This window comes from Aneurinibacillus thermoaerophilus (assembly GCF_019603355.1).
Lineage (GTDB): Bacteria > Bacillota > Bacilli > Aneurinibacillales > Aneurinibacillaceae > Aneurinibacillus > Aneurinibacillus thermoaerophilus.
Window position 1 is genome coordinate 3428621 of sequence record NZ_CP080764.1, and the last position, 18321, is coordinate 3446941.

Annotated in this window: 18 protein-coding genes and 2 pseudogenes; 1 reads left to right on the forward strand and 19 read right to left on the reverse strand. The window is 47.0% G+C overall.

Annotation, left to right across the window (positions count from 1 at the left end; genetic code table 11):
• Positions 1-51: 51 nt before the first annotated feature.
• The 16 genes and pseudogenes from K3F53_RS17575 to K3F53_RS17645 form a co-directional block, all read right to left on the reverse strand.
• Positions 52-606, reverse strand: coding sequence for a TIGR01440 family protein (locus tag K3F53_RS17575; protein WP_057900204.1), 555 nt, complete (start codon positions 604-606; stop codon positions 52-54).
• A 54-nt stretch (positions 607-660) separates the two neighbouring features.
• Complete coding sequence (gene rpiB / locus K3F53_RS17580; protein ID WP_057897394.1) at positions 661-1104, reverse strand: ribose 5-phosphate isomerase B; 444 nt, start codon at positions 1102-1104, stop codon at positions 661-663.
• A 275-nt stretch (positions 1105-1379) separates the two neighbouring features.
• A complete protein-coding gene (locus K3F53_RS17585) occupies positions 1380-2669 on the reverse strand; it encodes a methyl-accepting chemotaxis protein (protein ID WP_091260455.1) in 1290 nt (429 codons plus the stop codon).
• A 105-nt stretch (positions 2670-2774) separates the two neighbouring features.
• Positions 2775-3476: a low molecular weight protein arginine phosphatase gene (locus K3F53_RS17590; protein WP_057897392.1), complete on the reverse strand. Its 702-nt coding sequence runs from the start codon at positions 3474-3476 to the stop codon at positions 2775-2777.
• A gap of 227 nt (positions 3477-3703) precedes the next feature.
• Positions 3704-4811 (reverse strand): annotated as a pseudogene (gene tnpB / locus K3F53_RS17595) (IS200/IS605 family element RNA-guided endonuclease TnpB).
• 7 nt (positions 4812-4818) lie between these two features.
• Positions 4819-4981 (reverse strand): annotated as a pseudogene (locus K3F53_RS20035) (transposase); the annotation flags it as partial.
• 90 nt (positions 4982-5071) lie between these two features.
• Complete coding sequence (locus tag K3F53_RS17600; protein ID WP_057897391.1) at positions 5072-5821, reverse strand: ZIP family metal transporter; 750 nt, start codon at positions 5819-5821, stop codon at positions 5072-5074.
• An 11-nt stretch (positions 5822-5832) separates the two neighbouring features.
• Positions 5833-6396 carry a manganese efflux pump MntP gene (locus tag K3F53_RS17605; RefSeq protein WP_057897390.1) on the reverse strand — a complete coding sequence of 188 codons (564 nt, stop codon included), beginning with the start codon at positions 6394-6396 and terminating at the stop codon, positions 5833-5835.
• Between the two features lie 165 nt (positions 6397-6561).
• Entirely contained in the window at positions 6562-7620 is a 1059-nt protein-coding gene (locus K3F53_RS17610; RefSeq protein WP_057897389.1) for an L-threonylcarbamoyladenylate synthase, read from the reverse strand.
• A 190-nt stretch (positions 7621-7810) separates the two neighbouring features.
• Positions 7811-8401, reverse strand: a complete 591-nt coding sequence (gene spoIIR, locus K3F53_RS17615; protein WP_057897388.1) for a stage II sporulation protein R — start codon at positions 8399-8401, stop codon at positions 7811-7813.
• 119 nt (positions 8402-8520) lie between these two features.
• Positions 8521-9396: a peptide chain release factor N(5)-glutamine methyltransferase gene (gene prmC, locus K3F53_RS17620; protein ID WP_057897387.1), complete on the reverse strand. Its 876-nt coding sequence runs from the start codon at positions 9394-9396 to the stop codon at positions 8521-8523.
• A gap of 3 nt (positions 9397-9399) precedes the next feature.
• Positions 9400-10473, reverse strand: a complete 1074-nt coding sequence (gene prfA, locus K3F53_RS17625; RefSeq protein WP_057897386.1) for a peptide chain release factor 1 — start codon at positions 10471-10473, stop codon at positions 9400-9402.
• A 138-nt stretch (positions 10474-10611) separates the two neighbouring features.
• The gene (locus K3F53_RS17630; RefSeq protein WP_057897385.1) at positions 10612-11139 is read right to left on the reverse strand and encodes a YhcN/YlaJ family sporulation lipoprotein; all 528 of its coding nucleotides are present in this window, start codon (positions 11137-11139) and stop codon (positions 10612-10614) included.
• Between the two features lie 57 nt (positions 11140-11196).
• Complete coding sequence (locus K3F53_RS17635) at positions 11197-11793, reverse strand: thymidine kinase (RefSeq protein ID WP_057897384.1); 597 nt, start codon at positions 11791-11793, stop codon at positions 11197-11199.
• A 133-nt stretch (positions 11794-11926) separates the two neighbouring features.
• Positions 11927-12127, reverse strand: coding sequence for a 50S ribosomal protein L31 (rpmE, locus tag K3F53_RS17640; RefSeq protein WP_057897383.1), 201 nt, complete (start codon positions 12125-12127; stop codon positions 11927-11929).
• Between the two features lie 112 nt (positions 12128-12239).
• Positions 12240-13514 carry a radical SAM family protein gene (locus K3F53_RS17645; RefSeq protein WP_057897382.1) on the reverse strand — a complete coding sequence of 425 codons (1275 nt, stop codon included), beginning with the start codon at positions 13512-13514 and terminating at the stop codon, positions 12240-12242.
• 170 nt (positions 13515-13684) lie between these two features.
• Here K3F53_RS17645 and K3F53_RS17650 point away from each other — a divergent pair, with 170 nt between their 5' ends.
• On the forward strand, positions 13685-15055 hold the full coding sequence (locus K3F53_RS17650; RefSeq protein ID WP_057897381.1) for a TrkH family potassium uptake protein: 1371 nt from the start codon (positions 13685-13687) through the stop codon (positions 15053-15055).
• A 28-nt stretch (positions 15056-15083) separates the two neighbouring features.
• Here K3F53_RS17650 and K3F53_RS17655 read toward each other — a convergent pair whose 3' ends face one another.
• The 3 genes from K3F53_RS17655 to glpX all read right to left on the reverse strand — a co-directional run bounded on the left by K3F53_RS17655 (position 15084) and on the right by glpX (position 18305).
• The gene (locus K3F53_RS17655) at positions 15084-15869 is read right to left on the reverse strand and encodes an undecaprenyl-diphosphate phosphatase (RefSeq protein ID WP_057897380.1); all 786 of its coding nucleotides are present in this window, start codon (positions 15867-15869) and stop codon (positions 15084-15086) included.
• Positions 15870-15994: 125 nt separating this feature from the next.
• Complete coding sequence (rho, locus tag K3F53_RS17660; RefSeq protein ID WP_057900203.1) at positions 15995-17275, reverse strand: transcription termination factor Rho; 1281 nt, start codon at positions 17273-17275, stop codon at positions 15995-15997.
• A 61-nt stretch (positions 17276-17336) separates the two neighbouring features.
• Positions 17337-18305, reverse strand: coding sequence for a class II fructose-bisphosphatase (gene glpX, locus K3F53_RS17665; RefSeq protein WP_057897379.1), 969 nt, complete (start codon positions 18303-18305; stop codon positions 17337-17339).
• Between the last annotated feature and the right edge of the window lie 16 nt (positions 18306-18321).

The following is an 18321-nucleotide window of genomic DNA, read 5'->3' on the forward strand; positions in this document are numbered from 1 at the left end:
GCGATTTGAAATCATTGGACGAATGACAAATATTAAAAATAGTAGGTATTGTTAATGACAGTTTTCTTCTAGCGAGGTGCGTTCATACACCGCGCGCGCTCCCCCGATTAGTTTCGGACGCGTAACGGCCATCGTTACGTGCGCTTCCCCAATTTGTCTAATACGAGGACGTACCGGTACAGCCACCGGTTTTAAATGCATGCCGATGAACGTATCACCAATATCAACGCCAGCATCAGCCTGAATCGACTCCACGACAACGGCGTTCCGCATTTTTCGAAACGCACAAGCCGCCATCGCTCCACCCGCTTTGGGAACAGGAACAACAGTGACTTCAGACCAGCCGAAGCGCTCGGCTGTTTCCTTCTCTACCACAAGCGCCCGGTTTAAATGCTCACAACACTGGAACGCGACGGAAAATCCGAACTTCTTGCGCGTATCTTCAATCGCTTCATACAGCGCAGCCGCTACTTCTTCGCTGCCTGCCGATCCAATCTGTTTGCCAATAATTTCACTCGTGCTGGTTCCAAATACAAGGACATGCCTTTCACCAAGCGGCCTGACCATCAGCAAATCTTCCAGAATCAAAGTAAGGTCTTGCTTCATTTTTTCTACATTCACAGGTCTTCACGCTGCCTTTATCAGAACGGATGGTAACAATCAATATTTCTCCTCAATTTCTTTAATTTTCTCTATCCGACGCAGATGACGCCCGCCAGAAAATTCAGTTTCGAGCCAAATTTTCGCAATTTCGAGCGCCAATCCTGACCCGATTACACGCGCACCCATTGCGAGAATATTGGAGTCGTTATGCTCGCGCGTCGCCTTTGCGGTGAAGCAGTCGTGCACCAGCGCACAGCGAATGCCTTTCACCTTGTTCGCGGCAATGGACATACCAATACCGGTACCGCAGATAAGAATCCCGCGATCAAATTCTCCCGCTGCTACCTTCTCAGCAACCGGAAGGGCATAGTCTGGATAATCGACAGAATCTTCGCAGTTACAACCAAAATCTTCATATTCAATACCTGCTGATTCAAGATACTTCTTGATTTCTTCCTTCAATGCGTAACCGCCGTGGTCAGCAGCAATCGCAACTCTCACGTATGACTCCTCCGTTTCTGTGTATCCTTTCCATCTCCTATGTATTATACCCGATTCGGAGCAAATGCATAGAGGATATTTCGAACGCAACATGAAAAAACTGTACATTTTTGATTATACATCATAAATTGTTCGGAAATAAAGCGTTTCTTTTGTCGACATCTGCCTAAATGTTTCCCGGGAAATCGACAGCATTTTATTTCCTGCTTCGACATCCCGGTTTTCGTAACACAAGAAAAACTCGCGGGCAATGCCCACGAGTCCTTTTTCCACTCTTATATCTGGAATTTCGCTACATGCTCCTTCAACTGTTCCGATTGTGTGCGCAATACCTGACCCGCAGCCGCCACTTCCTCCATAAATGCTGTTTGATCCTGCGTCGCCTGATAAATGACCTCTGCGCCATGCGACGTTTCATTTGCTACCTTGGCCACATTGCGAGCGTCCTGCATCATTACTTTCATGTTTTCACTCTGTTTTTCGATAAGAGACGCAATATGTTCCACGGAAGCTACCACTTCATGTACGGAACCGGCGATATTTCGCAACGCTTCCGTCGTTTGTTCCCCTCGTTCTGACTCTGCATCCGCAATCGTTACTTGTTCTTCAATTTGCTTTACTGCATTCGCTACTTCACGCTGCATCTGTTCAATAAGCGCAGTAATATTCGCAGCCGCTTTGCCGCTTTCATCCGCAAGTTGTCTTACCTCATCCGCCACGACGGCAAACCCTTTTCCATGCTCACCAGCCCGGGCCGCTTCAATACTAGCATTCAGTGCCAACAAATTGGTCTGTCCGGCCAACTCGCTTACTACTCGCGTAATGCTGCCGATCTGTGCCGCATTCTGCTCCAATCTGCGGACGGTCTGAATAGAATGTTGGTTTTCTTTCGCTAACTTGTGCATTCCCTCTACAAGCGATTCCACGACTTTACTGCTTTCTGTAAGCGTCGTGAGCATTTGCTGTGACAATTTGCGAGAATGTTCAGCGTATTCATTCGCTTCTCGGCTTAATTCTCCCGCCGCTTCCACCGACTCCGCCATCGTCTTTGTATGCCGTGCCTGACTTTCAGCGCCGCGCGCAATTTGATCCATCGTAACGCTAATTTGCTCAATTTGCACTGCAGCCTGTTCAGATGCAGCAGTTAATTCATTTACGCTCTTTGCTGCATGCTCGGATGAAAGATCGATATCTTTAATCATGGTTCGCAAATTGGTAATCATTAAAGCAAATGAATGAGAAAGAGCCGCGATTTCATCGTCTGATTTTGGCTCTTTGATTTCTACTCGCAAATCGCCTGCGGAAGCGCGCGCAGCGGCCTGCTCTAACTCTACAATTGGTTTCGAAATCCAACGTGCTACCATCCACCCAAATATGCAGGACCAGAGCACACCTAGCACGAGCGTCAACAGCGTAAACATCCAATGCGGGATGATGTGAGTCGCATAATCGCTTAACACAAAAATAAAAAATGCACTTGTGCCGTACGTAACGGTGGACAAAGCACCAATCCCTAACACAAGCTTTTTTTCCAAACTAAACGAATAAGTCCGCTTCTTGTCCATACTGCTCCCCCCTGCAATTATAAGAAACGCATTACATCTATTGCATTGCCCCTATTATTTATTATTATCGGATAGAAGCAGGGCAGTTATTGACTAAATTTGTATTTATTTACGATGAAAATTTCGTATTTTTTCAATCATGTCAAGCAAGCGTATAAGTGACTCTTCGATTTCCTGAGCGCACTTTTCATATGTCTCCAACGTTCCACCGAACGGATCAACAATATCATAATCAGGCTTCTGGCTTTCAAGAATCGCGATTTGATTACGTTCCTCGGCCGTTGCCTGCATCATTTTCTCTTTCCAATTATCCAGCTTCTCGCGCACGAGTTCCAGTTTATGATAAAGTTGCTGATATTCTTCCTCAAGCTTGTTGATCTCTTCATAATGTTCTTTCATGAATTGCGTTTGTTTGGCTTCCAATTGCTCATATAAACGATTCAGTTCTTGAAGCCTCTTCCGGGCGCTCTCTGAAGTATCCGTATATTCCTTAAGCGTGTGTACTTTCCCCTGGAATTCAGGGTATCGTTGTATTAATGTATGTTTATGGGATTCCGTCATTGTTACGATAAGGTCGGCCCATCGCAGCAAGTCCTCATTGACCGTCTGTGAAGTATGTTCTTCTTCGATTCCTTTCTTCTCAAGAACCTTTACAGCATTGGGAGAAGCGGCCGAACCTTGCACGGCGAACAAGCCTGCTGATTTTGCTTCCGCTTTCACTCCCCGTTCCGCAGCCAATTTTTTGAATATTTTTTCTGCCATCGGACTGCGGCAGGTGTTTCCGGTACAAATAAACAAAATGCGCATTCAATTCCTCTCCTTTCTTTCCCGCTTTTCTCCTCCATTGTTTTCCGAATGCCATGAAATTGCAAGATCGCAGGAAAAGTTTCTTCTCTATATTATCTTACCTTTCCTCTTTCCTAATAAGTCATTTGAACCTCTCATGGCTAAAGCCACGAGATTCTTGGCTAGTCCGCTCTACCGAGCAGAATTAGTACATGATGTACCCCAAGCTATCCCCGCAGTTCCTGCAATTATGCAGATAGTCGTCTTTTGCCTTCGGCAAGAATATTCAAACTTGCGTTTACATCGCGGTCATGGGAAGTATTGCATTCCGGGCATTCCCATTGTCGCAAGGTAAGATTTTTAACTTCTTTGTTTTGGTATCCGCAACATGAACAGATCTGAGAGGAAGCAAAGGTTTTGCCTACGACAACAACAGTGCGACCATACCACTTTGCTTTATATTCAAGCATCGTTCTGAATTGATACCAAGACACTTCACTAATCGCTTTGGCAAGTTTATGGTTTTTAAGCATGTTCGCTACCTGCAAATCTTCAATCGCAATCATGTCGTGGTTTTTGACAATATGCGTTGGTTGAAATCTTTTGCAAGTAGTCTTCTCGAGCATTTGCAATACGTTCATGGATTCGGGCAACCTTCATCCGTTGCTTATTCCAATTTGAAGAACCTTTCATACGTCTAGAAAGAATGCGTTGAGCGCGTTTGAGTTTTTGCTCCATACTCCGTAGAAATTTTGGATTCTCGAACACTTCACCTGTCGAAAGAACAGCAAAGTCTTTGAGGCCAACATCAATTCCAACTTCGCTGTTTGTTTTCGGCAATGGTTGTACATCGTTTTCAACCAAGATAGAGACAAAGTATTTACCAGAAGGATTGCGTCTAATCGTAGCATGTAAAATCCGACCTTCCACTTCTCTTGATTTCGCAAAACGAACAAGCCCAAGCTTCGGAAGTTTAATTTTGTTTTCTACAATCGCAATATTTCCGTTGGTGTGTTTCGTTGTATAAGACTGAACCTTATTCTTTTTGCTTTTGAAACGTGGTGCATCGTTCTGTTTCTTGAAAAATCGTGAGTAAGCATCGGCAAGATTTTTTACTGACGACTGAATGGCGATGCTGTCCACTTCTTTTAGCCAAGGTAATTTTTTTTTCAGATTCGGCAATTCAGAACAACAGGCTCCATATGACAACCCTCTGCCTGTTGCTTTGTACGTTTCGTTCCACTTTGCTAAGAAGTAGTTAAACACAAATGGACTACATCCCATCGTTTTAGCGATTAAGACTTCTTGTTCTTTGTTTGGATAGATACGGAATTTGTATGCTTTATTGACTACCATTGTCTTTTCACCTCACTTTCTGATTTTGAATGTATTGTCGTATCTGCGTTTCTGTATGTTCGCTAGCCGTTGCCACAAAGTTAGGATGGATTCCAAAGATCCCCTCCCCATAGTTTCTTTTTTAACTGGGGGAACTCTTTAAATAGCAACCTTGCTTTTATTGATTTCAAAGTTAACATATGTCGGACAATTGGCGTGTCAAAAGACACGCCTTGTCCGAAGCCCATTCATCTCATGACTGAAGTCACGAGTGTTCTCGGCTAAATCATAAAAATATGAAGCAGCAGCATCCCCACCAGGCTAACCAGCATGCCAAACTGGGCGCTTAGCGTATGCATTCTAAGTCCGGCCGGTCCAAGCTCTTTCCAAATAAGATAAACCATCGCCCCGGCGGCGAACGCCATACCAAATGTGACAGCCTGAGGACTGGAAGTAAAATAAAAGCCGCCTATCCACGCCCCCGCGGGAATACATAAACTGATAAAAAAAGCGAATAACAAGATCCATCGTTCCCGCATACATCCAAGCAAAAAAGGAGCAGCCAATCCCATCCCTTCCGGAATGTTGTGCAATGACATGGATAAAGCAATCATAACTCCTGCATGATGGTGTGCCTGAAATCCGGCACCAATCGCAATGCCTTCCGGCACATGATGAAATGCGAGCGCCGCGGCCATCATCCAACCGGCTCTCCTCCACTCCTGCACATCATTGTGGCGCGGCCGGGCTTGAGTGCTGTCAGAACCTGCACTCCGCATGCCCATTAGATGATGAAGAAGCTTAAGCAACATGAACCCCATGACCATTCCGAGAAAAGCGCCATATACCTCTCCTTTCCAGAGAGTGGCTGGCAATAATTCAACCGCTACAACTAAGGCCATAATCCCGGTGGAAAGCCCGAGGTAAAACGCCATCAGCTTACGCCCTGGCGTTCCAATAAACAATGTTATCAACACGCCGATAACCGTTGTAAGGCCAGCAAGTGTGCTTATAAATAAAAGTTCGCTCATCTGCCTGACCTCTACAGCAAAAACTTAAGCCCAAATCCAAGCAAGATGAGCGCACCAAAAACCTCGCTGTACTCTCCGAACCATCCTCCGACCCTTCGTCCAAGCAAAAGACCGGTTGCCGCCAGCACCGTACTCGTTACGCCAAAAATCAAAACGGCCAACGCAACGTTAACGCGAAACAGACCAAATGAAAGCCCAACCGATAACGCATCTAAGCTGACACTAAAACTAAACAACAAAAGGCCCCAGAATGTTTTTTTTAAGATAGGACTTTTCTCTTCGCCATCAAAAAAACAATTCCACAACATATGCAGTCCCAACACGACAAGAATGAGACCGCCGATATAGACGGCAATATAGCCGACATACGAAGTCAAAAAAATGCCAAAGGCAATGCCGATAAGTGGCATGATAATATGAAACACGCCGATCGTTATACTAACTTTTGCGATCGTCAAAAGACGTATACCGCCCATTCCCATGCCTACGCCAAGCGAAAAAGCATCCATGCCCAGCGCAACCCCAATCATTAAAACCGTAATTAGTTCCCCCCACTGCAACGCTCCCCATCCCATGTCCACATACATCCTCCTTATATACATAGCTTTTGACCTTTCGATACTTGAGGAAGAGGTGGAGTCTCTTACCACAAAACCAATGTCGAAATTTCAAAATTTCAAAAGATCATGTATATAGACAAGATATGCGGAAACGGACAGGATATGCGGGGAAGCGAAACGCTATAGATAACGGCCGCCTGCCGCCTTTGCCAGGCGGTTCATAATCGCTGCACCAACGCCGCTTTCCGGAAACGTTTCAGAAAAAATCATATCCACTCCCTCCTGATCAAAACGGCGCAGCGCATCATAAAGATGACGGGCTACGCTAATCAAGTCACTGCGCTTTCCGCAAGCAATGACTACATAGTCTTCGCCGTAACATAATTTAGACTCCGCCGTAGCAAGAATCCCCACTTTTTTACCCTGCGCTTGGGCTTCGTGCGCCAACTTCCGAATGCGCCGTACCATCTCTTCCACACTATTTTCTTTTACTAATCTCATGTCTCCTGCAGGCGCATAGTGGCGATATTTCATTCCCGGTGATTTCGGAGCCACACCTTCTTCCAGAATTCCCGGATCCATCCTCACTTCGCCCGTAATCTCAGCAATTTGTTCGGCCGTTACCCCACCTGGTCTGAGAATCATCGGCACATCTCCCGTAACATCCACTACGGTCGATTCCACACCGATGCCGGTCGATCCTCCGTCCAGAACGCCCGCAATTCGGCCATCTAAATCTTCCAGTACATGCTGCGCCGTCGTAGGGCTTGGACGACCAGAAAGGTTGGCGCTCGGCGCTGCAATCGGCAAACCTGAAGCGCGGATAAGTGCCAACGCAAGCGGATGATCCGGCATCCTGATCGCTATTGTATTGAGCCCTGCAGACGCCCGCATTGCCACACCAAGCTGTTTAGGAAATACAATGGTCAGCGGTCCTGGCCAAAACGCCTCCATTAATGCTTCCGCTAGCGGTGGAATCTCGGATACAAGCTCGCCCAGTTGTTTGCGCTCGGCAATATGAAGAATCAGTGGATTATCGCTCGGTCGTCCCTTGGCTATGTATATCTTTTCCACCGTCTTATCCACGAGTCCATTACCGCCGAGTCCATATACTGTCTCTGTAGGAAAAGCAATAAGTTCATTTTGCCGCAAAAGCAACGCCGCCTCGCGAACTTGTGGATAATTTTCTAATCCATCCACAAACTTATCCACATTCCAGTACTTCGTTTCTTGTTTCATTGAATAACCCTCAATTCTGCTAATTATGCTCTTTTTTTAGTTATACCTGTTCTTTTTTCCGTTTGCAATAAACAACATATCCACATGATGTGAATAATTTGTGGATAATTATAATTCGATTCATTGTGTATAATGCTTTCTTATAGAGAAAATAAAAAAGAAAAAACTCCGCCGCATAGACAGAGTTTATTCAAGAAAATAGTTTGTGGAACCATTCAACCAAAAAGAATCGGACTTTAATTTGGCTTTTATCTTTGCCCTGTTCCTTCGCTTGTTCGGCATGTGCCGTGTCCCCATTTGAAATATCCACAAAGCAAAGCGGAGGGAACAGCACGCACCACCAATTTTGTCCTTCAGCATTGCCAATAGCAATGCGAACCGCTTCGTACCTTCCGGCTGGAAATACTTGTGTGCCGTACATCTTTGTTGGAAACTCGGTCGGCCGCAGCTCTACACGCGCAGAATACGAAAAACCTTTTTCCTTAATTGCATTGTTCACCAGTTCCTGCAACTCTGGTAAATGGTTGCTAATAACAGCACGCGCCTCTTCCATTGTTCCCGCTTCACCAGCCCATTGCTTCACTGACTCGATTACGCGGTCGCGCACATAGCGCTTCAATTGCTGATCTTTTGGGCTGTCGCTATTTGCTAGAATCCGCAGGCGAATCGAATGCTCCGGAACGAAATGATTCGTAAAGACAGCCAGCGCTTCCTTCTGACTTTCCCAGCTCATCATTAAAAGAAATAAGGCGAAAAATAGCAGATAATATTTTTTCATCATTTCGACTCCCCTTTCCTCTCCCTGTTCACCAGTATGGACAGAAGAGGCCGGGGATAAACTCGCTATTTTCGTTTCTCGTACATTTATCTTTTTGCGAAAAGGTAGAAAAGGAACGCTCACTATCGGATCGCGATCACGTGACGGCCAATACCTGCCAGATCACGCACAATATACGTTTCTAGAAAAAGACCTGTCTCCATAAGCCAACAACGAACCGTATCAGCTTGGTGAATACCGACTTCAAATCCAACCAACGCCCGCCGCGTTAGCACAGAATCCAATCCTTCTATTATGCGCCGGTAAAAATCAAGGCCATCTTCTCCGCCATCTAACGCGCGGCGCGGCTCATGGTCCTTAACCTGCACATCTAGATCGATAATATCGGCGGAAGGGATATAAGGCGGATTGGACACAAGAATGTCTACGCGCTGCCCGGCATTCAGCAGCGGTGCAAGCAAATCTCCCTGAGCAAACGAAACCTTGTTTTCCACATGATGCCGCTTCGCGTTACGGCTCGCTGTAGCAAGCGATTCTTCTGCAATATCGGTCGCGGTGATCCTCCAGTTCGCTCCACCAATAACCGCCAGCGTAACCGCAATCACCCCACTGCCTGTCCCGATATCCGCCGCGAAAAGCGCCGCATCAGCAGGCCATAATTTAAACGCTTGTTTAACAATCTCTTCCACAAGCAATTCCGTTTCCGGGCGGGGAATTAATACAGAAGGATTGACTTCGAATGCCAACCCGTAAAATTCTTGTTCACCGACAATGTACTGCATCGGCTCCCCAGCGGTGCGCCGCAGCAAAATTGCTTCAATTGCTGCCCACTCTTCCTCTGTTAACGTGTAAGACATACCCGAAATAAACCGGGTACGATCCCAGCCCAGCGCATGCCGGATAGCATACTCAGCCAGAAACGCGGCGTCTTCAATGCCCTTTTCACGTAAAAAACGAGAAGCCTTCTGCAAGGCTTCCCGTACCGTTATTCCTTTCATCTTTTACGCTCCTTCAGCGTTGCGCATCAATTCCGCTTGTTCATGCAACACAAGCGCATCAATAATCTCATCCATCTCCCCATTTAGCACCTGATCCAGCTTGTGCAGCGTCAAACCAATGCGATGATCAGTTACACGGCTTTGCGGGAAATTATACGTACGGATGCGTTCGCTCCGATCGCCGGTTCCAACAGCGGAACGGCGTGCGTCCGCATATTCCGCCTGCGCTTCCTGCTGGTATTTGTCGTATAGGCGCGCGCGCAATACGCGCATTGCCTTTTCTTTGTTTTTATGCTGAGATTTTTCGTCCTGACATGTTACCACAATTCCGGTCGGGATGTGTGTCAAGCGAACAGCCGATTTGGTCGTGTTAACACTCTGTCCGCCGGCGCCGCTGGAACAGAATAGGTCGACGCGTATGTCATTTTCATTAATTTCAACTTCTACTTCTTCAGCTTCTGGCAGCACAGCTACCGTTGCGGTGGATGTATGAATACGTCCGCCCGATTCGGTGGTCGGCACACGTTGCACCCGATGGGCGCCGCTTTCAAACTTCAGGCGGCTGTATGCGCCTTTACCATTGATGGAGAAAATAATCTCCTTATAACCGCCGATATCGGTCGGTGTTGCTTCGAGCACTTCAACTTTAAATTTGTGCTTTGCTGCATAGCGGGTATACATTTCAAACAAATCGGCCGCAAATAAAGCGGCTTCATCGCCGCCGGCTGCGCCCCGAATTTCAACGATAACGTTCTTGTCATCATTTGGGTTCTTCGGCAGCAAAAGAATTTTGATGCGCTCTTCCAGCTCCTGTTTCTTGTCTTCCAGCTCGCTGATTTCCATTTTGACCATTTCACGCATGTCGTCATCGAGCTTTTCTTCCAGCATCTCTTTGGCGTCTTTCAGTTGCTGGGCTACTTCTTTATATTCGCGATACGCTTGTACCGTTTCTTCTATGTCTGATTGTTCTTTCGAATACTCACGCAGCTTGTCCGGGTCATTCATGACCTTCGGGTCGCAAAGCAACTGCGTCAAACGTTCATACCGTTCAACAACCGCTTCCAATCGCTGTAACACGGCGCTTCACCCCCATTTCAAAAATGCGTAACATTATAATTATAATGGGGGATAAACCAAAAAGTCAAAGCAAAAAGATAATACAAAAAAGAGGAAGGCTTGTTAGACCTTCCCTAGATTATTGATAAATACATCTTTTTATTTCATGCGTGTATCCAAATCATTCATATGGATGCGGTAGTTATTAAGCGGAGTTCCGCTACGGATGCCGTCGCCGATGTCCTGAATACGGTTGAAAATACCCGCGTCAGAGCTAACACGCACTTCATAGCGCGGCATTTTTTGCTGAACGAGCACACGAACTCTTTCCATAATGTCAGCCGCTTCTTTCCTGCTGCGTACTGTCTCGGCAAGCGTAAGTCCCACATACGCACGAGAGCCATTAATCACTACGCTGGCCCGCTTCACTTTCGGAACTTGTACCGCCACATTCGCCATGCTGTCGGCTTCCGCCTGAATATCGCGCACATCGTTGCGCCCGGTTACAATATTCGGATTCAAATCGCTCCCCACCAGGACGCGGGTCTTCCGCTCCGGCGTCGTGCGATTATATTGATTAATCTGAATGCCTTTTCTTTCGGGGGCCGCTCCTTGGTTGTTCTGGCCGCAGGCCGCCGTCAACAAAAGGGTCACGCCAAGCAGCGCGATTCCGATAATTTTTCGCATACAGCCCACCTCCTCAGTTGTATTGTTTCTGGGAAGAGGCGGACTTATGCGCCCGCATTAGGCAAGGGCAATTTTTCCGCTTATGATTTTTGGATGCTTATAACATTTACGACAAACCGGTATGTAACTGTCATTGCCGCCGATTTGGATTTGCTCACCTTCATATACAGGTTCCCCATCTTTAACGCGCAGCACCATCGTCGCTTTACGGTCGCAAAACCAGCACACCGTTTTAATTTCTTCCAGCTTATCCGCATACAGCAAAAGAGCCTCGCTGCCTTCAAATAAACGATTAGAAAAATCATTTTTTAAGCCATATACGATAACCGGAATTTCCAGTTCGTCTACAATTTCTGTCAGCTGCAAAATATGATGCCTTTTCAGAAACTGCCCTTCATCCACAAGCACGCAATTCGGCAAGCCTTGTTCATTCATTTCCACGATCGTTTTTATATTTGTATCCTCTTCAACAGCAATCGCTTCGCGCTTCAACCCGATCCGGGAAGCTACGTATCCCTTACCGTATCGATCATCCAATACAGACGTAAAAATCATTACCCGCTTTCCCTGTTCTTCGTAGTTATGCGCCACCTTCAATATTTCAACCGACTTGCCACTATTCATTGTACCGTATCGAAAATATAACTGTGCCATGTTTCCTCTCCTTCTAGCTCATTCATGAACAAAAAAACCTTGAGCCAAGCGAACAGCCGCATTTCTCATATACTTTCTTATACGAAAATAAAAACAGACAGGCATACGACCTGTCTGCTTTACTTTTATACAATTACTTGAGATTGTATTTCTTTTTGAAGCGGTCCACACGTCCACCGGAATCTACAAACTTTTGTTTGCCAGTGAAGAAAGGATGACACTCGGAGCAAATCTCCACGCGCAGGTTTTCTTTCACTGAACCGGTCTCGAATTCGTTACCGCATGCACAAGTAACTTTTGTTAACTTGTAGTCAGGATGGATAGCCGGTTTCATTACATTCACCTCTTTCTGCCCTGAATCTTTACGAAACAGAGTTACACTCAAACACACATGAATGCATTATATCACGGTTATACCCTGTTTGCAAATAGTATTCAGAAAAAAATCATACATTCAGCGTCTGGCGCCGCCGTTCCTGAAATTCCAGTGGCGGTACATGCGTATAGGAGCCGATCACCACATCAGGCAGTTCCTGACGATAAATCTCCAGCGCCTGCTTCATGCCGAACACCTGGCCTTTTGCCGGCGGAATCATCGCTAGATAACTGTCCGGATCAATATTAAGATTGCGCATTTGAATCAGACGAATGCCATTCTTACGGATAAAGTCAATCATTGCTTCCATCTCTTCCTCACGATCAAACACGCCTGGAAAGACGAGATAGTTAATGGAGGTGTATACCCCTTTCTCGCTGGCATAGCGCGCCGATTTCGCCACGTTCTCTAGCGTATACGCGCGCGGGCGATAATAAGCGTTGTAATGTTCATCTATAGCGCTAATTGTACTAATGCGCATTAAATCAAGCCCGGCATCGACGATCGCTTTGATATGGTCCGTTAACCCGGCATTTGTGTTAATGTTAACAAAACCCAGCTTTGTCTGCGCCCGCACCCGGCGCATCGCCTGTGTAATAATCGCTGCCTGGGTGGAAGGTTCTCCTTCACATCCTTGACCAAAACTAATGATCGACTCCGGCGTTTTCAGATGGTGCAGCATGACTTCTACTAGCTCGTCCACTGTCGGCTTAAAATTCATTCGTGTCTGTGGCGCCGGAAACCCGCTGTCTTCCGGTTGCTCAGAAATACAGCCATAACAGCCCGCGTTACAGGAATACGATACCGGAAGCCCTGCTTCCCAGCGGTTAAAAAATGTGTTGGACGCAGTTAGGCACCCGTATCCTAGCGTGCAGTTGCTTAAATGATGAAACACACGGTTTTCCGGATATTGTTTCAATACGCTTTTTACCAGACGTTCTTTTTCATCCTCCGGAAAGTTCAAAGGGTTCCATTTGTACGGATCGTCCGACTGTTCAGCCGCCACGTAAAAACCGCCATTATGCCAGACAACCGCCGTGTAGCCAAACAAAGGAAGTTTTTCGTTCTTATCAACTTTTACATAGCCGGGCAACATAAGACGGGTAAACCCTTGCGGCATGAGCGCACCGACCGCCTGATATTCAGTCAGTCGAACCATCTCGCCCGTTTCCGGATCCATACCGACGGGATGACAGTTCGGCAGGCTTACTAAAGTGGCGCCCTCCGGCAGCGGAATCAGCTCTTCTTCCAAAATTTCTATCAGCAAGTCACCGCTGCGGCCCAAGCCGTATAACTCGGGATGATCATATACCTGTCCCTGCTCATCTGCGTAAACCAGATACATATATCAAAGCTCCTTATCTAATTCGTTCGCAAGCACAAAGGGTCGCTACATCCGAAATATTATAATTCACGACGAATCAAAAAGTCAAAGATTGTGCTCTAAAAGGAATTCTCTATAATAAGATTAGCTTGCTAAAACAGGCAATGAACCGGAAAGGAAGGTAGGCGCGAATGCAAATACCGCAGCAGCCCCGCAAAGGCAAAACATCTTTCTCACCCAATATCATAAGCCCGGCCAGAATTCTCGTTATCGGATTTGCCTCCATTATTTTCCTTGGAGCGTTTCTTCTCACACTGCCTGTCGCCACTGTTGATGGGCAAGGGCTTCCATTTGTAGACGCTCTTTTTACGGCCACTTCCGCTACCTGTGTGACTGGCTTGGTAGTTGTCGATACCGGAACAACGTTTACTCTGTTCGGCCAGCTCACAATTCTGGCTATGATCCAGGTTGGCGGGCTGGGGTTTATGACATTTGCCACACTTGTGACGCTTCTGCTGGGAAGAAAAATTTCACTGCGCCAGCGCATCCTGATTCAGGAATCAATGAACCAAATAAACTTAGAGGGAATGGTGCGGCTCGTTAAAAACGTGGTATTGTTTACTTTCATATTTGAAACGGCGGGTGCCATTTTGTTGGCGTTGCGCTGGTCGTTCGATTACGATTGGTCACACGCCTTGTATCTTGGGATTTTCCACGCCATATCTAGCTTTAACAATGCCGGCTTCGATATATTGGGCGGCTTTAAAAGCATGACCGGGTACGTCAGCGATCCGGTTATCAATATCGTAATTATGTTGCTGGTCATTTCCGGTGGTATCGGCTTCATTGTTATCGCGGAGCTTGTCGAGCTTCGCAAAAGAAAAAAGCTTTCCATGCATACCAAAGTCGTACTTACGGCTTCCGCATTCTTAATTCTTATCGGTGCCTTCGTCATCTTTAGCATTGAATACAACAACCCGAAAACAATGGGGCCGCTCAGCTGGACGGGTAAAATTCTGAGCGCGTTTTTCCAATCGGTCGTAGCACGTACAGAAGGTATGAATTCGTTGCCGATTGGCGATCTCCATCAAGCGTCCTTATTTTTCATTATTATCCTGATGTTCATCGGCGCCTCGCCCGGTTCCACCGGCGGTGGTATCAAGACGACAACGTTCATGACACTGCTTGGGGCCGTGTGGGCAATGATCCGCGGCGAAGGGGATGTTGTGTTTTTCAGGCAACGAGTGGACGAAGATAAGGTGTATAAAGCGCTGACAATAACTATGGCATCTGTCCTTCTCGTCATTAGCGTAACCATGATTCTATGCATTACCGAAAAGCAGAGCGAATTTCTTACCATTCTTTTTGAAACGACGTCCGCCTTCGGCACGGTCGGATTATCAATGGGACTGACCCCTCATCTTACAATGTTTGGCAAGATTCTATTGTCGATTGTCATGTTCGCAGGACGCGTCGGACCGCTTACTGTCGCATTCGCGCTGAGCTGGGATCGCAAGAAACGGCGCTTTCGCTATTCTGAGGGTAAAATCATGATCGGATAGAATTTTGAGAGGTTTTTGGCAACCGCTTCTAAAATACTCCAAACCACTGCGCCCCGATAATCAATAACCCCAATATCCAGACATATATCGCAAACGGGCGGAGTGAACCTCGCTTCAGTAAACCTATCATCCAGCGCACAGCAAGATAACCAAATACGGCGGAAAACAACGCACCAAGAAGAAGCGGAGACAGGCCAATTGCCTCTCTGCCTTCCCCGCTAAACAGCTTAGCTCCCTGCAGCATAACCCCGCCTCCAATCGCTGGCAACGAAAGCAGGAAAGAAAAACGTGCAGATGCCTCCCGATTTATACCGCGGAACAATGAAGCAGCGATTGTAAGCCCTGATCTCGACAGTGCAGGCATAATGGCCGCCGCCTGAAAGCAGCCGATAAACAAAGCATCCCTGTATGTAATGTTCTCAATCGGCGCTCCCTCCTTATCTTTCCACCGTTCCGCCATCCAGAGTATAGCTCCCGTCAGAAGAAACTCATAGCCTATCGTTACGCCAGTACGGGAAATCTCTTCAAAAAAGTCTTCAAATAAAAGCCCTGCCCCTGCTGCCGGAATGGTTCCGACCAGCAAAAGGCCCATCAAACGGCTAAACGGTCTTTTTAACATTTCAACCACGTCGTCTCCATAAACTGCCAGCACGGCAAATAAAGTGCCGATATGCAGCATCGTATCCAGAAACAATCCGGCCTCATCCAACCCAAAAAGATGCCGTCCAAGATATAAATGTCCGGTGCTGCTAATGGGGAGAAATTCCGTCAATCCTTGAATCATCCCAAGAATCATCGCCTGAAGTTCGTTCATACTTCTTGTCTCCTTTCTTGTACAATCCTATGAACGAACCAGGTTGAATATAATAAAAAAACTCGCGGGCACGCCTCGCGAGTTTTTCCTGCCTGTACTTCAGAAAGTTTGCATCGAATCTATAATTAAGCCCGCGCTTTAGTTGCGCCTATTTTTTTAATGTCATCAAGTACAAGAGAATCAAGAAATTCCTGGTTGGTTTTCGTTTCGCTAAGCTTTTTAATGAAGGCTTCGGTGAAGTCATTGTTATCATGAATAAATTTGCGGAGCGCCCAGATTTTATCAAGCTCTTCTTTGCTGAATAACAATTCCTCGCGGCGTGTGCCGGAACGGCGGATGTCAATCGCCGGATACACGCGGCGCTCGGCCAGCTTGCGATCCAGGTGAAGTTCCATATTACCCGTACCTTTAAATTCCTCATAGATTACGTCATCCATGCGCGAACCCGTCTCTACGAGCGCGGTGGCAAGAATCGTCAGGCTGCCGCCTTCTTCCACGTTCCGCGCCGATCCAAAGAATCGCTTCGGACGGTGGAATGCAGCAGGATCGATACCCCCGGACAACGTACGTCCACTCGCCGGCACGGTTAGGTTGTACGCGCGCGCCAAACGGGTAATACTGTCCAACAGGATAACTACATCTTTTTTGTGCTCAACTAGGCGCAGGGCGCGCTCCAGCACAAGTTCGGCCACCTTAATATGATTTTCCGGTAATTCGTCAAATGTGGAACTTACGACTTCCCCTTTGACTGAGCGCTGCATATCAGTTACTTCTTCCGGTCTCTCATCAATTAGTAGAACAATCAATTCGACTTGAGGATGGTTGGTTGCGATGCTGTTCGCGATTTCTTTCAACAACACCGTTTTCCCGGCTTTCGGAGGAGCAACAATCAGCCCGCGCTGTCCGAAGCCGACAGGCGCTATTAAATCAATAATACGGGAAGAAATGCTGGTAGGCGATGTTTCGAGCACCATCTTCTTCTGAGGATAAAGAGGCGTTAGCGCCGGGAAATGCAAACGTTCGGGTGAGGTTTCTGGAGGCTCGCCGTTGACCGCGTCAACATGCAGCAATCCGAAATACCGCTCATTTTCTTTCGGCGGCCTTACCTTCCCTGATACTTTGTCGCCGGTTCGTAAATCAAAGCGCCGGATTTGCGAAGCCGAAATATATATATCCTCCGCGCTTGGAAGATAATTGATAGGACGTAAGAAGCCAAAGCCGTCGGGGTGCGTATCCAGCACCCCTTCCATAAACATGTGACCTTGCCGCTCTGCCTGCGCTTGCAAAATCGCAAAAATTAGTTCTCGTTTCTTGAATGTTCCATAATAAGGAATCTGGTATTCTCTCGCCAGCTTATAGAGTTCCGTTAACTTCATTTCTTCTAATTGCGCAAGGTTCATTTCCATATAATGCTCAAACACCACACTTTTCTTAATTAATCTTCATTGTATCCGATTTGGAATTCTATTAGTCTTTCATAACAAATTGCGGTTTGCGTTCAAGACGATGCTGACCCTCGATGAAACGAACCGTTCCTGATTTTGCACGCATAACAATCGATTGGGTAACAGCTTTCGTACCGTCAAAACGCACGCCTTTCAACAATTCGCCATCCGTAACACCCGTCGCTGCGAAAATACAATCGTCACCTTTTACAAGATCTTCCATACGAAGCACCTGCTTCGGATTTTTTAGTCCCATCTTTTTACAGCGCTCATATTCCGCTTCATCATACGGAACAAGACGTCCCTGGAAGTCACCGCCAAGACATTTCAGCGCCACTGCCGCGATAACCCCTTCCGGTGCGCCGCCGATACCGAATAAAATATCCACACCAGTATGCTCAAACGCTGTATTAATGGCGCCGGCCACGTCTCCATCAGAAATCAGCTTAATTCGAGCGCCAGCTTCGCGAATTTCTTGGATGATTTTCGCGTGACGTTCACGATCCATTACACATGCTACAAGATCGCTAATGTCTTTGCCATTCGCCTGCGCCACCGCTTTTAAATTGTCGATAATCGGCGCATCAATGTCAACCTTTCCCGCCGCTTTCGGACCTACCGCCAGCTTCTCCATATACATGTCAGGCGCATGCAACAGATTTCCGCGATCAGCTACCGCAAGCACAGTAAGTGCGTTCCACGTTCCTTTGGCAACGATGTTCGTGCCTTCCAGCGGGTCCACAGCCACGTCCACTTCCGGGCCAATGCCCTGGCCCAACTTTTCCCCAATATACAGCATCGGCGCCTCATCCATTTCACCCTCGCCAATGACAACTGTTCCTTGCATCGGCACGGTGTCAAACACAGCGCGCATAGCAGATGTAGCGGCTTCGTCAGCCTCTTCTTTTTTTCCGCGTCCCATCCAGCGCGCGGATGCCAAAGCCGCCGCTTCTGTTACACGTACCAATTCAAGAGTTAAACTGCGTTCCATACTTTTCATCTCCTAT

Bases quoted from the DNA above. Each gene is read 5' to 3' on its own strand.
- K3F53_RS17575 (WP_057900204.1), bottom strand. From the start codon at position 606: ATGAAGCAAGACCTTACTTTGATTCTGGAAGATTTGCTGATGGTCAGG.
- K3F53_RS17585 (WP_091260455.1), bottom strand. From the start codon at position 2,669: ATGGACAAGAAGCGGACTTATTCGTTTAGTTTGGAAAAAAAGCTTGTG.
- K3F53_RS17590 (WP_057897392.1), bottom strand. From the start codon at position 3,476: ATGCGCATTTTGTTTATTTGTACCGGAAACACCTGCCGCAGTCCGATG.
- K3F53_RS17600 (WP_057897391.1), bottom strand. From the start codon at position 5,821: ATGAGCGAACTTTTATTTATAAGCACACTTGCTGGCCTTACAACGGTT.
- K3F53_RS17605 (WP_057897390.1), bottom strand. From the start codon at position 6,396: ATGGGATGGGGAGCGTTGCAGTGGGGGGAACTAATTACGGTTTTAATG.
- K3F53_RS17610 (WP_057897389.1), bottom strand. From the start codon at position 7,620: ATGAAACAAGAAACGAAGTACTGGAATGTGGATAAGTTTGTGGATGGA.
- spoIIR (WP_057897388.1), bottom strand. From the start codon at position 8,401: ATGATGAAAAAATATTATCTGCTATTTTTCGCCTTATTTCTTTTAATG.
- prmC (WP_057897387.1), bottom strand. From the start codon at position 9,396: ATGAAAGGAATAACGGTACGGGAAGCCTTGCAGAAGGCTTCTCGTTTT.
- K3F53_RS17630 (WP_057897385.1), bottom strand. From the start codon at position 11,139: ATGCGAAAAATTATCGGAATCGCGCTGCTTGGCGTGACCCTTTTGTTG.
- K3F53_RS17635 (WP_057897384.1), bottom strand. From the start codon at position 11,793: ATGGCACAGTTATATTTTCGATACGGTACAATGAATAGTGGCAAGTCG.
- rpmE (WP_057897383.1), bottom strand. From the start codon at position 12,127: ATGAAACCGGCTATCCATCCTGACTACAAGTTAACAAAAGTTACTTGT.
- K3F53_RS17645 (WP_057897382.1), bottom strand. From the start codon at position 13,514: ATGTATCTGGTTTACGCAGATGAGCAGGGACAGGTATATGATCATCCC.
- K3F53_RS17650 (WP_057897381.1), top strand. From the start codon at position 13,685: ATGCAAATACCGCAGCAGCCCCGCAAAGGCAAAACATCTTTCTCACCC.
- K3F53_RS17655 (WP_057897380.1), bottom strand. From the start codon at position 15,869: ATGAACGAACTTCAGGCGATGATTCTTGGGATGATTCAAGGATTGACG.
- rho (WP_057900203.1), bottom strand. From the start codon at position 17,275: ATGGAAATGAACCTTGCGCAATTAGAAGAAATGAAGTTAACGGAACTC.
- glpX (WP_057897379.1), bottom strand. From the start codon at position 18,305: ATGGAACGCAGTTTAACTCTTGAATTGGTACGTGTAACAGAAGCGGCG.